Origin of the sequence: Streptomyces sp. NPDC050549, assembly GCF_040655035.1 — a bacterium.
Classification (GTDB): Bacteria; Actinomycetota; Actinomycetes; order Streptomycetales; family Streptomycetaceae; genus Streptomyces.
This window is the reverse complement of the sequence record NZ_JBFAJD010000012.1, coordinates 202709-215819: the sequence shown is the minus strand read 5'-3', so window position 1 is coordinate 215819 and position 13111 is coordinate 202709. Positions and strand designations below refer to the sequence as shown.

Below are 13111 nucleotides of genomic sequence, written 5' to 3'. Positions count from 1 at the left end.
ACCCGCCTCGCCGCGATCCGGGTGGGCAGCAGGCCGACCGGCCTCGCCGCGACCTAGGCCGGGACGACGGCGACCGGGCAGCGTGCATGCTGCAGGAGGGTCAGTGCGGTGGTGCCCGGGGCGGTGTGCCGGCCGAGCACCACCAGTCCGGACGTCTCGGAGGCGTGGGCCAGGGCCTCGGACGGCGGGAACAGCAGCACGTCCGCCCGGACCTCGACGTCCGGATACTTGCCGCGCCACGGCCGCAGCGCGTCGGACAGCAGGTCCTCCTCGTGGTCCTCGCGGGCGGCCCGCTCCTGCTCCGACAGTGGAAGGAGCGAGGCGGCGGCGCTCCCGGGAAGTGCCCAGGCGTGCACCGCGTGCAGCCGGACGCCGTGCAGCCGGGCCGCCTCGAAGGCGAAGGCGAGCGCGCCGCCGGACGGGTCCCGGGCGTCGACCCCCACGGTCACGGCGTCCGTGCGACCCGGCACATCGAGCCCCGCGAGGGTCCCGGGCACCAGCACCAGCGGTCCGGCGCACCCGGTGGCCAGGGCCGCCGCGGTCGAGCCCAGGGGCATCCGGGCGTGCTGGCTCTCGCCGCGCAGGCCGAGCACGACCAGTTCCGCCTGCGCGCTCGCCGCCCGCAGCTCGGGGACGGGCGCCCCGGCCAGGCTCACCGCCCGGACGGTCAACGACGGGTGGCGGTCGGTGAGTTCGGCGACCACGTGGTCCGCCACCGTGTCCGGGCGGTAGGGCCAGTGCTCCACCGGGTCCAGGTTCTCCGGTGGTGCCACATGCACCACCCGCAGCGGCAGTCCGCGCCGCAGCGCCTCACGTGCGGCCCAGTCCGCGGCGACACGGCTGCGTGCCGAACGGTCGACTCCGGCGATGATCACTCGTTCCATGGTGTGCCGCCTTCCAGGTCCGTGGCCCCTCCACCATGACGGCCCGGGGCGGCCGTGTGCTGGGGCCGAACGGACCTCGGGTGGAGACCTGGCGGCCCATACCTGTGGCCGGAGCGCGGGACGACCCTGGAAGGGAGGAGCTGACCGAGCGCAGGAGGTGCGGACCATGCTTCCGTCCGTCATCGCCGGAGTCGACGGTTCCGCGGAGAGTCTCGCCGCGGCCGACTGGGCCGCCCGGGAGGCGGCACGCCGCCACCTGCCGTTGCGGCTCGTGCACGTCTGGAACTGGCATCCGCGCCAGGAGGGCGGAGAGCCCGTCACAGCCGCCCAGCGGCAGCAGGCGGGCCGCGTCCTGCGACAGGCCAGGGCGAGGTGCCGTGCCGTCGCCCCGGAGGTCCGCCCGTACGAGGAGCAGGTGGAGGGTCCCGCGACCGCCGCCCTGCTCAGGGCGGCCGGGCAGGCAGAGCTGCTGGTGCTGGGCTCGCGCGGCCTGAGCGGGTTCACCGGGCTGCTGGTGGGCTCGGTCGCGCAGGGCGTGGTGGCTCGTGCCACGCATCCCGTGGTGCTCGTGCGGGCGGACGAGAAGGCCGCCGACGAGCACCTTCCGGCGGGCGACGGACGTCCCTCCGTCCTGACCGGCTACCGGGACGTGGTCCTGGGCGTCGACCTCGGCGATCCCTGCGACGCGGTGATCGAGTTCGCCTTCGAGGCGGCCCGGGCGCGCGGCGCCCGGCTCCGCGCCGTCCACGCCTGGCAGCCGCCGTCCCCACTGGTGCTCGGCCCCGGTGAGATCGGCCTGGTGAGCGGCCCGCAGCGAGCCGAGGAATGGCACGGCTTCCTGTCCGCCGTACTCCAGGTGTGGCGCGACAAGTACCCCGGCGTCGAGGTCGCCGAGACGGTCGCGGAGGGCCGGGCACAGTCCGCGCTGCTCCGGTCCGCCTCCGAGGCGGGCCTCCTCGTCGTCGGCCGGCACCTCACCGACCGGCCGGCGGGACCGCGCATCGGTCCCGTCACGCATACCGCCATCCATCACGTCGGCTGCCCCGTGGCCGTCGTACCCCACGAGTGAGAGGCCCGAGTCCTGATGACTGCGCCGACCAAGTACGTGTACGAGTTCGCCGAAGGCGGCCGGGAGATGGCCGCCCTGCTGGGCGGCAAGGGCGCCGGCCTTGCCGAGATGACCCGGCTCGGGCTGCCCGTGCCGCCCGGATTCACCGTCACCACCGAGGCCTGCAAGGTCTATCTGAAGACGGGTGAGGAGCCGCCCGAGCTGGCCATCGAGACGGCCCGCGCGCTGGCCGGACTGGAACGGACGATGGGCCGCACCCTGGGCGCGTCCGACGATCCGCTGCTGGTGTCCGTCCGCTCGGGCGCCCGCTTCTCCATGCCCGGAATGATGGACACGATCCTCGACATCGGCCTCAACGACCGTTCCGTCACCGGGATCGCCAAGGCGTCCGGGCAGGAGCGGTTCGCCTGGGACTCCTACCGGCGGCTCATCCAGATGTTCGGCCACACCGTGATGGGTGTCGACGGCGACCTGTTCGAGAGGGCCATCGCCGCGCACAAGGCACGCCGTGAGGTGACCGGCGACCACGACCTCGACGCCGCCGAACTCGCCCTGATCACAGAGGAGTTCAAGGCCATCATCCGCAAGGAGACCGGTGAGGACTTCCCGCAGGACCCGGCCGAGCAGCTGACCCGCGCGATCCGCGCCGTCTTCGACTCCTGGAACGGCGAACGTGCCCGCGTCTACCGCCACCGCGAACACATCTCCGAGGACCTCGGCACCGCCGTCAACGTCCAGGCGATGGTCTTCGGCAACCTCGGCGACGACTCCGGCACCGGCGTCACCTTCACCCGCGACCCCGCCACCGGCGAACGCGGCATGTACGGCGACTACCTGCCCGACGCACAGGGCGAGGACGTCGTCGCAGGCGTCCGCGACGCACTGCCCCTGATCGAACTGAAGCGGCTCAACCCGCGCGCGTACGTCCAGCTCAGCGATCACCTGCGCACCCTGGAGCAGCACTACCGCGACCTGTGCGACGTCGAGTTCACCGTCGAGCGCGGCAAGCTGTGGATCCTGCAGACCCGCGTCGGCAAGCGCACCGCCGAGGCCGCCTTCCGCATCGCCCACGACCTGCGCGAGGAGGGCACGATCGACTCGGACGAGGCCCTGGTCCGCGTCGACGGCACCGAACTGACCCGTCTGATGTTCCCCCGCTTCGACACCACCCCGGCCGACGTGCCCCTCGCCCAGGGCGTCCCCGCCTCCCCGGGCGCGGCCGTGGGCGTCGTGGTCTTCGACTCCGCCGAGGCGGTACGGCGTGCCGCGGCCGGCGAGGCCACGGTCCTCGTCCGCCGGGAGACCACCCCCGACGACCTCCCCGGCATGATCGCCGCACAGGCCGTACTGACCAGCAGGGGCGGCAAGACCAGCCACGCGGCCGTCGTCGCCCGCGGCATGGGCAAGGTCTGCGTCTGCGGCGCCGAAGCCCTCACGGTCGACCCGACGGCCCGTCAGTTCACCACGGAATCTGGCGTGTTGGTGCACGAGGGTGACACGGTCTCCGTCGACGGCACCGCCGGCACCGTCCACCTCGGCGCACTCCCACTGACCGCCTCCGACGTCGGCCGCGCCCTGGAGACCGGCACCGCGAGCGGTCCGCTGACGGAAGCCGTCCTGGGCGCGCTCACCCACGCCGACTCCGTACGGCGCCTCGAAGTGCGGGCCAACGCCGACACCCCCGAGGACGCCGTACGTGCCCGCAGCCTGGGCGCGCAGGGCATCGGACTGTGCCGCACCGAGCACATGTTCCTCGGCGAGCGCAGGGCGCTGGTCGAGGCGATGATCCTGGCCCGCGACGACAGCGCCCGCCAGGAGGCCCTGGCCGCTCTGCTGCCGCTCCAGCGCGAGGACTTCACCGGCATCCTCACGGCGATGGACGGACTGCCGGTGACCATCCGGCTCATCGACCCGCCGCTGCACGAATTCCTGCCGGACCGCACCGAGTTGGCCGTACGCCTGGCCCGCACCGAGCACCCGGACCCGCACGACCGCGAACTGCTCGCCGCCGTCGAGCGCATGCACGAGCAGAACCCGATGCTCGGGCTCCGCGGTGTCCGGCTCGGTCTGGCCGTTCCCGGCCTGATGGCCATGCAGGTGCGGGCCGTCGCGGAGGCCGTGGTCGAACGGCTGCGGGCCGGTGGCCGGCCGCGCGCCGAGATCATGATCCCGCTCGTCGGGACGGTCGAGGAACTGCGGCTGGCGCGCACCGAGACGGAGCGGGTCCTCGCCGAGGTCCGGGAGGAGACCGGCACGACCCTCGACTGCCCGATCGGCACGATGATCGAGCTGCCGCGCGCCGCGCTCACCGCGGGACGCATCGCCGAGCACGCCGACTTCTTCTCCTTCGGCACCAACGACCTGACCCAGACCACCTGGGGCCTGTCCCGCGACGACGCCGAGGCCTCCTTCTTCCCGCTGTACCTGGACAAGGGCGTCTTCACCGTGTCGCCGTTCGAGACGATCGACCAGGAGGGCGTGGGCCGACTCGTGGAGCTGGCCGTCGAGGCGGGACGAGCCGTCAACTCCCGCCTGGAGACCGGGGTCTGCGGCGAACACGGCGGTGACCCGGAGTCCATCCACTTCTTCCACCGGGTGGGCCTGGACTACGTCTCCTGCTCGCCGTTCCGCATCCCGGCGGCCCGGCTGGAGGCCGGACGGGCGGCCCTCATGGACATCACCGGGGGCAGCGACAGCAGGTGAGCCGGTCTGTCAGCCATGAAGGCAGTGCGAGCACAGGTCTGGCCGGTCGATCAAGGAGCGTCGCAGCTTCACGACCGCGGGACCTGTGCTCGCCTCGCCCGGCGGTCATCGCTGCCGCGGTGGCCGACCGGTCCCGGGGGCGGAGTGCTCGGCGTCGGCGGCGTGGAGGACTTCGCGGATCAGCAGGTCGAGGTCGTCGGCGGTGGTGCGGTAGTTGCACAGGGCGGCGCGCAGGACGGTGCGGCCGTGCACGGCGACGGTGGCGAGATAGGCCCGTCCGCCGTCCTGGACGCGCCGGGCGATACGGGTATGCAGGCCGTCCGGGTCGCCCCCGTCGGGGTCGGTGATCCGGAAGCAGGCGACCGGCCACGGGCCGCCGGCCAGCAGGTGGAGCCGGGGCTCGGCGGTGATCCGCTCCCGCAACACGCCGGCGAGGGCCAGGTAGTGCTCGAAGAGGCCGGTGACGCCGTCGCGGCCCAGGTGGTGCAGGGTGGCCCACAGGCCGAGGGCGCGGGTGCCGGGACGGGTCAGCTCGATCGTCGCGTGGGACAGCCAGGGCAGGGCGTCCGGTTCACCGGCGGTGAGGTACGAGGCCTGGTGGGCGAAGGCCGTGTGCAGGTGCTCGGGGTCGGGGACGAGCAGCGCTCCGCATCCCACCGGCACGCTGAGGGTCTTGTGCGGGTCCACAGTCAGTGAATCGACGCCGCCGACGCCCGTGTACCGGGGTGCCAGGGCGGGCACGGCGGCGCCGAGTCCGCCCCAGGCTCCGTCCGCGTGGTGCCACATCCCCGTGCTCCGGCACAGTTCCGTGACCGGTTCGAGCGGATCCACGGCGCCGGTGGCGGTGGTGCCCAGCGTGGTGACGGTGCAGAAGGGCAGCAGGCCGGCGTCCAGGTCTGCGGCCACCGCGGCGCGCAGCGCGAGAGGGTCCAGGCGGTCGTACGGGTCGGTGGCGACGGGGCGCAGCCGGTGGGCGGGCAGGCCGATGCAGGCGGCCGCCCTGGCGACGGACATGTGAGCCTGGTCGCTGCAGTAGAGGGTGAGGCGGGCGTGGTCGCGGTCGAAGGCGGGGCCGTCGGCGGAGCCGCGCCGGGTCAGGAACCAGGTGCGGGCGGTGGCCAGAGCGAGCAGGTTCGCCATGGAGCCGCCACTGGTCAGGACCCCGCCCGCACTCCCGGGCAGCCCCGCCAGGCCGGCGAGCATGCGCACGGTGCCGCGTTCCAGGTCCATCAGGGCGTTCTCGCCCATACCGCAGGTCGCGTTGACGGCACAGGCCAGCAGGTCGGCGACGATCCCGGCGGGCGCGGGCGGCGAGTTGACCCAGGCGAAGAACGCGGGGTGTCCGTTCCCGGTCGGGTACGGCGCGATCTCGTCGCGGACGAAGTCCAGCACCTCACCGAACTCGCCGCCCCGCTGCGGCAGCCCTCCGGTACGCAGCCGGGACCGCACCTGCGGAGGCAGGGGACGGGCGACCGGTCCCAGCGGCAGTTCGCTCAGATACCGGGCGGCCCACTCGGCCGCCGCCACGAGTTCGTCCCGCAGCACCTTCGCGTGGACCGCGGGCGGCTCCGGGGACAGGCCGAACCGGCCGAGCCGGGACGGAGTTTGATCGTGCAAACGCTGAGCCATGGTGGCGTGTGGGGCCTTTCGTTCGTCACAGGACCCCCTGGTCGGCGGAGCGAGGGCCATGATCGTAACGAGCGGGCCGCATCGGCCGACACGTGCACCGGCACAACTTGCCGCCGTTCAGATCAGAACAGCGCCGGCACAACCGCCTCGACCAGATGGGGCCCCGGCTCGGCGAAGGCCTCACGCAACCGGTCCGTGAACTCCTCGGCGGTGGTCGCGCGTGACGCCGGTACGCCCATGCCCCGGGCGAGGGCGACGAAGTCGAGGCCGGGCCGGGTCAGGTCGAGCAGATCGCGGTGGGCGGGCCCGTCGGCACGCGCACCGAGGCGCTGGGACTCCATGTCGAGGATCGCGTAGGCGCCGTTGGCGAAGATCACGGTGGTGATGTCGAGACCCTCGCGGGCATGGGTCCACAGCGCGGAGAGGGTGTACATGGCGCTGCCGTCGGCCTCCAGGCACAGCACCGGCCGGTCCGGGCGGGCGATCGCCGCGCCGGCGGCGAGCGGGAGGCCCTGGCCGATGGCCCCGCCGGTGAGGGTGAGCCAGTCGTGTCGCGGTGCGCCCGCCGTGGCCCCGGGCAGCCAGAGGCCGGAGGTGTTGGCCTCGTCCACCACGATCGCTGCCTCCGGCAGCAGCGCCCCTACGGCCGTCGCGGCGGTCTCGGCGGTCAGCGCGCCGGTCGGCGGGTCCGGCCGTACGGCGGTCCGGAGTACGGCGGGGGTGTGCGCGGCCACGGTGTCCGCCAGGTCGCCCAGCGCCGCCGGAATGTCGTCGGCCGTCGTGGCCAGGGTGTGGACCTGGCAGTCGTCCGGCGTCAGCACACCGGGCAGGCCCGGGTGCGCGAAGAACGACACCGGGGCGCGGGCACCCACCAGCACCAGGTGCCGTACGCCGTCGAGTTGGGCCATCGCGCCCTCGGCGAGGTAGCCGAGCCGCTCCACGGCGGGCAGGCCCGCGCCGCGTTCCAGGCGGGCCGGGAACGTCTCGCACAGCAGCCGGGCACCGGTCGCGGCGGCGATCCGGCCGGCCGCGCCGAGCGCCGGTTCGCAGGTGGCGGCCCCGCCGAGGAGCAGGGCGGCCGGCTCGCCGGTGCGCAGGACCGCGGCCACGCCGGCGACGGTCCGTTCCGGAACGGCGGCAGGTGGCAACGGCGTGACAGGCGCCGCGAGTTGGGCACCGTCCGACCATGACACGTCGGCGGGCAGCAGCACGGTGGCCACCTGCCCCGGAGCGCCCATGGCGGCGGCCACCGCCTCCGCCACGTCACCGCCGACCGTGGTGGGGTCGGCGCAGCGGCGGACCCAGCCGGAGACGGTGCGCGCCAGCGCGTCGACGTCCGACTCCAGCGGCGCGTCGTACTTCTTGTGGAAGGTCGCGTGGTCGCCGACCAGGTTCACCACCGGGGTGGCGGCACGGCGGGCGTTGTGGAGGTTGGCCAGGCCGTTGCCGAGTCCCGGGCCGAGATGCAGCAGGGTGGCGGCGGGGCGGCCGGTCATCCGGCCGTAGCCGTCGGCCGCTCCGGTGGCCACGCCTTCGAAGAGACACGGCACGGCCCGCAGGGCGGGCTCGTCGTCCAGTGCGGCGACGAAGTGCAGTTCGGAGGTACCGGGGTTGGCGAAGCAGACCTCGACCCCGCAGTTCAGGAGGGTGCGGGCAACGGCATGGGCACCGTTCACGGTGATTCCGCCCTTCATGCGGTCAGTCGAAGAGGACACCGGGGTTGAGGATCCCCTCGGGGTCGAAGGCGTGCTTGATCCGGCGCATCAGTTCCACCTTGGCCGGGTCCTCCAGCTCCAGGAAGTACCGCTTCTTCGCCGTACCGATGCCATGCTCGCCGGAGACGGCCCCGCCGAGCTCCGCGCCCGCCCGGAACAGCCGCCGCAGGACCTCGTCCCGCCGCTTCTCGTCCGGCTGGAAGACCGCGAGGTGCACATTGCCGTCCCCCGCGTGCCCGCAGCCGGTGACGATCGATCCGCTGTCCCTCGCGACGACGTCCGCCGCGGCGAACAGCCGGGGCAGGGAGGCGCGGGGTACCACGATGTCCACGATCTCGTCGGCGCCGGCCGCCTTGGAGGCCCAGAACGCCCGCTCCCGCGCCTCGACCAGTGCGCGCGCGGCTGCCGCGGGCAGCACGTAGACGTCGGCCGCGCCCAGGTCGAGCAGCTGCTCGCCGAGCGACTCCACATCGGCCTCGATCCGCTCGGCCGACCTCCCTTCGAGGACCACGACCAGATAGGCGAGAGCCGTGTCGCGGACCTGTTGCGGGATGCCGAGCCCGAGATCCTGCTGCGCGGTCATCGCCGCCATCGTGAGCATGTCGACGTACTCCAGGGCCAGCGGATCCAGGCCCCGGGCCAGCAGCCGCGGCACCGCGCGGGCGATCTCCTCGGCCGTCGCGAAGGGCGCCAGCACCGTCGCGCCGTGCCCGGCGCGGGGCTTCAGGCGCAGGACCGCCTCGGTGACGAGGGCCAGCGTGCCCTCGGAGCCGACGAGCAACTGCGTCAGGTCGTAGCCGGTGCTCGTCTTGACGTACTTCCCGCCGCTGCGCACGATCGCGCCGGAGGCGAGGACCGCCTCGACACCTAGGACATGGTGGCGGGTGACGCCGTGCCGGACGGCGTGCATGCCACCGGCGTTGGTGGCGATCGTGCCGCCGACCGACGCGCTCGGCTCACCCGGGCGCACCGGATAGCACAGCCCGAACTCGGCGGCGTGGTCGTCGAGTTCGGCCAGGGTGACACCGGGCTGGACCACCGCCACGTGATTGTCGGCGTCGATCTCCACCACGTGGTTCATCCGCTCGAAGGACACGACGATCCCGTCCGCGCTGGGCACGCACGCCCCGCACAGCCCGGTGCCGGAACCCCGTGCCGTCACGGGGACCCGCTGTGCGGCGGCGACCGCCAGGATCTCCGAGACCTCGGCGGTCGCAGCGGGACACACCACGTACCGCGGCCGTCGTGCCGCGACGGCCAGCGACTCGTCGTGCCCGTACTCCTCCGGAACGCCGTCCTCCGTGAGCATGTGCTCCGGCCCCACCACCTTCGCCAGGAGCGATCCGGTGTCGGTCATGATCCGGTTCCCTTCGTTGGGTTTCCCGCCCCGGGCCTTCGCGCGCGGGCCGGCGACGCGTCCACCAGAGTGCGGGCCTGGCAGTGGACCCGGGAACGGGCCGACCAGCCCTGTTGCAGGGCTGGTTGACCCTTCCGGCTGTTGATCAGGCCAGCGTCGCCCTGAGCACGTCGAAGGCCGTCGCGGGATCGGCCAGCGCGTGGTAAATGCCGGGTATCCCGCGCTCGTCGAGGCCGAGCAGGCCGTAGACGGCGTGCATGGCGCCGCGTACGGAGTACTCGACGGTGAAGACCACGTCTTCGGGGATCTCCGTGAACTGGCCCAGGAAGGCGAAGTTGGCGGAGCCGCGCGGGATCACCAGCGGCCGGTCGTGCACGGTGCGCGGGGCGAACTGGCTGGTGATGTACGGCAGCATCACCGGGATCACGGTCGTGGTCGCCGCGACCTGTTCCTCGATGTCCGACATCCCGAGGTGGCCGAGGAGTTCGGTGAGGATCTCCCTGCCCGTGGCCTCGGCCATCGGCTTGCCGACGAAGTCGCCGTCGCGGTCGGTGAACAGGCCGTAGCCCCACAGGGTGTAGACGTCCTCGGGCTGCCCGTCGAAGTGCGGGGCGTGCGGCACGACGACGGACATCAGCCAGTTGGAGTCCTTGAACGTCATCAGCGCGCCCGTGCCGGGGAGGTTGCCGGACAGTTCCTCGATGCGGTGCAGGAGCAGCGGGTCGCGCATGGTGAGGGTGAAGGACTCCCACTTGGCCTCGTCCACGTTGCCGTTGAACGCGGTGGGCCGGCCGAAGTCCTCGGCCTCGGCGGCGATGGTCTCCCAGAGCCGCCAGTCGCCGTCCCGCTTGTCGCGGACCAGTTCGGGCGCGCTGTCGTCGGTGCCGTAGGCGGCGTCGGCGGTCATCGACCCCAGAGTCAGGAACGCGTAGTCGTCGGCGCTCAGTTCGTACGTGCCCGGTCGCCCGTCGCGTTCCAGGTGCAGACGGCGAGCGCGCCGTGCACCCTCCTCGTCGGTGGTGAAGTCGACGTCGGTGACCCGCACGCCGTACTCGAAGGCCACACCGCGGGCCGCGAGCCAGGTACGCAGGGGCCGGATGATCGAGTCGAACTGGTTGAGGCGGGTGCGGCGCACGCCGGCGAGGGTGTGCATGCGCGGGAACTCCTGCATGAAGCGCAGGAGATACCGCTTCAGCTCGATGGCGCTGTGCCAGTTCTGGAAGGCGAACGTCGTGCGCCACATCGCCCAGAAGTTGGTGGCGAAGAAGTGCGGCGAGAAGAAGTCCTCGATCCTGCGGGCGCCGATGACCGCTTCGGGCAGCACCAGCAGACGGGTCAGCTCCAGGCGGTCACGGGTGTCGAGGCCGTAGTCGGCGGCGTCCAGGATCGTGGTGCCCCGGCCGATCAGGCGGGCCTTGGCGTCGGTGGGCCACTTGGCGTTGAACTCGGTGATCTCCTCGCGCACCGACACCGTCTCGTCGGTGAGGGTGGGGATCGTCTCCAGGAGGTTCCACAGGCAGGTGTAGGCCTCCTCCTCCAGCATCCGTCCTCCCCGGGTGACGTACCCGGCGGGCTCGCCGCTGCCGTCCATCGAGCCGCCGGCGACGGGGAGTTCCTCCAGGACGTGGATGTGCTCGCCGGGGAAGCCGGCGTCGCGGACGAGGAAGGCGGCGGCCGCGAGGGAGGCGATGCCGCCGCCCACGAGGTAGGCGTGGGACGAGCGCGGAGCGTCTGCCATGACGTCCCTCCGTTCTGCCGCCCGGGTGTGCGGGCGGCCGACAGTGTTCAGGATCCTTCGCGCCGGACACCTGTTGTCGCTGTGCGGTGCGGTGCGCGGGGTGGCGCCGGGGTGCTCGGCGTGAGCGTGGCGGCCATGTCGTCAAGCCAACTCGTGGGGTGATCGCGGGGGCAGGGGCCACAGGTCCCTGCCCACCTGCCGATGGCCCCTGCCGGGCGGCCGGGCGGCCGGGCGGGCGGTGTGGGGAGGGCAAGTGCCCAGGACCGGTACGGCAGCCGGGCACGCCGACGGCCCGGCTGTGGAGCCGGGCCGTCGGAGGTGTCGACGCGGGGGAGGGTTCACCAGTGGCCGAGGACCTTCAGCCACAGCGCGCCCACACCCATCCAGATGACGATGTTCGCGCCGGCGGCGATCAGTCCCGTGCGCCACCATTCGCCGAGGGTGACGTACCCGCCGCCGAAGAGGACGGGGGCCGGTCCGGAGGCGTAGTGGGTCAGGCCGCCGTACAGGGAGCTGATGAAGCCGAGGACCGGGGCGGCCATCACGGGCGGTGCGCCGGTGGCCGTGGCGGCCGAGAGGAAGGCGGCGTACATCGCCGCCACGTGCGCGGTGTTGGAGGCGAAGAGGTAGTGGGAGAAGAGGTAGACCAGCGTGAGGATCACGAACGCCGCCTGCCAGCCCACCCCGTCGGTGGCCTTGGTCATGGTGTCCTGAACCAGCCGATCACCCCGAGTTCCTGGAGCCGACCGGCCATCATGACCAGGACGGAGAACCACACCAGCGTCGTCCAGGCCGACTTCTCCGCGACCAGGTCGCCCCACGTCAGTACGCCGGTGACGAGCAGCAGGGCCACACCGGTGAAGGCGGAGACGGTGGCCGACAGGTCCCGGACCTGGCCGCCGACCGACCACAGCAGGAGCAGCAGGACGAAGACCGCCGCCATGGTCCATTCCTGACGGGACATCCGGCCGAGCTCGGCGAGCTGGGCGCGGGCCCGACCCGGAGCCTGCGGCGTGGCACGGACGGTGGGCGGGAACACGCGGTACAGCAGGGCGGGGAGCACCAGCAGGGCGACCAGTCCGGGAACGATCGCCGCCAGCGCCCAGGGGGTCCAGGTGAGGTGGATGCCGTGGTCCGCGGCGAGTTTCTGCACCAGGGGATTGGCGGCCATGGAGGTCAGGAACATGGCACTGGTGACCGTGTTGATCTGCATGGCGGTGACGGTGAGGTAGGCGCCCAGTGTGCGGCGGCTCTCGTCACCGGGGTGCGAGCCGGCGTTGACGCTCAGCGAGCGGATGACCGGCTGGATGACACCGCCGGAACGGGCGGTTTTGCTGGGCGTGGCCGGGGCCGGCACGAGGTCGGTCAGGGTGATGCCGTACGCCAGCCCCAGGCTGCTGCGGCCCAGAGAGCGGACGAACAGCAGGGCGATACGACGGCCGAGGCCGGTCTTGGTGAAGCCGAGGGAGATGAAGAACGCCGCCACGATCAGCCAGATCGTCGGCTCGGAGAAGCCACCGAGCGCGACGTCCGGTTCCAGGGTCCCGGTGATCATCGTGACCGTCAGGCCGACCAGGGCGACCGCGCCCAGCGGCAGTGGTTGCAGGATCAGGCCGAGCACGGTGGCCGTGAAGACGGCCAGGACCGCCCACCCGCCGGACTTGATCCCGTCGGGCTCAGGCAGGAGATGGACGACCAGGCCCGCCAGGACCGGAACGATCCACTTCAGCGCCGTTCCCACGGTGACCGTCCCGGGCGGGGTGACGCTCTTGCCGGGCGCCGCCCCGGTGGGCGACCCCTCGGAGTCTTTGAAGGGAGCCATCTCCTCCATCCCATGGGTAGGGTCCGGCGTTCCTCGGAATCCACGGCCGGAACGGGGTCGATCTTGTGGGTCCACGGTGATGGAGGCGGATGCGGCCCGGGACCGGGCGACCGGCCCTGTCTCCTGGGGCCGAACGGCACCTGCCGGGTCCGTTGTGCGGAGAGCGGGTCGGCAAGTGCGCGGCCGCCGGTCAC

7 protein-coding genes and 1 pseudogene are annotated in these 13111 nt (G+C 72.7%); 2 read left to right on the top strand and 6 right to left on the bottom strand.

What is annotated here, in order from left to right; all coding sequences use genetic code 11:
* Positions 1–53: 53 nt before the first annotated feature.
* Positions 54–884, bottom strand: a complete 831-nt coding sequence (locus tag AB0I51_RS20110; RefSeq protein WP_362976871.1) for a universal stress protein — start codon at positions 882–884, stop codon at positions 54–56.
* A 166-nt stretch (positions 885–1050) separates the two neighbouring features.
* Here AB0I51_RS20110 and AB0I51_RS20105 point away from each other — a divergent pair, with 166 nt between their 5' ends.
* Both AB0I51_RS20105 and ppdK read left to right on the top strand, forming a co-directional pair.
* Positions 1051–1953: a universal stress protein gene (locus AB0I51_RS20105; RefSeq protein WP_362976869.1), complete on the top strand. Its 903-nt coding sequence runs from the start codon at positions 1051–1053 to the stop codon at positions 1951–1953.
* A gap of 15 nt (positions 1954–1968) precedes the next feature.
* Positions 1969–4656, top strand: a complete 2688-nt coding sequence (ppdK, locus tag AB0I51_RS20100) for a pyruvate, phosphate dikinase (protein WP_362976867.1) — start codon at positions 1969–1971, stop codon at positions 4654–4656.
* A 105-nt stretch (positions 4657–4761) separates the two neighbouring features.
* Here ppdK and AB0I51_RS20095 read toward each other — a convergent pair whose 3' ends face one another.
* The 5 genes and pseudogenes from AB0I51_RS20095 to AB0I51_RS20075 form a co-directional block, all read right to left on the bottom strand.
* Positions 4762–6285 carry a pyridoxal-dependent decarboxylase gene (locus tag AB0I51_RS20095; RefSeq protein ID WP_362976865.1) on the bottom strand — a complete coding sequence of 508 codons (1524 nt, stop codon included), beginning with the start codon at positions 6283–6285 and terminating at the stop codon, positions 4762–4764.
* Between the two features lie 122 nt (positions 6286–6407).
* Positions 6408–7979: an acetolactate synthase large subunit gene (locus AB0I51_RS20090; RefSeq protein ID WP_362976863.1), complete on the bottom strand. Its 1572-nt coding sequence runs from the start codon at positions 7977–7979 to the stop codon at positions 6408–6410.
* A 4-nt stretch (positions 7980–7983) separates the two neighbouring features.
* Positions 7984–9357, bottom strand: a complete 1374-nt coding sequence (locus AB0I51_RS20085) for an FAD-binding oxidoreductase (RefSeq protein ID WP_362976861.1) — start codon at positions 9355–9357, stop codon at positions 7984–7986.
* A gap of 145 nt (positions 9358–9502) precedes the next feature.
* Positions 9503–11095: an oleate hydratase gene (locus AB0I51_RS20080; protein ID WP_362976859.1), complete on the bottom strand. Its 1593-nt coding sequence runs from the start codon at positions 11093–11095 to the stop codon at positions 9503–9505.
* A 338-nt stretch (positions 11096–11433) separates the two neighbouring features.
* A pseudogene (locus AB0I51_RS20075) lies at positions 11434–12917 on the bottom strand (DASS family sodium-coupled anion symporter).
* Positions 12918–13111 lie beyond the last annotated feature (194 nt).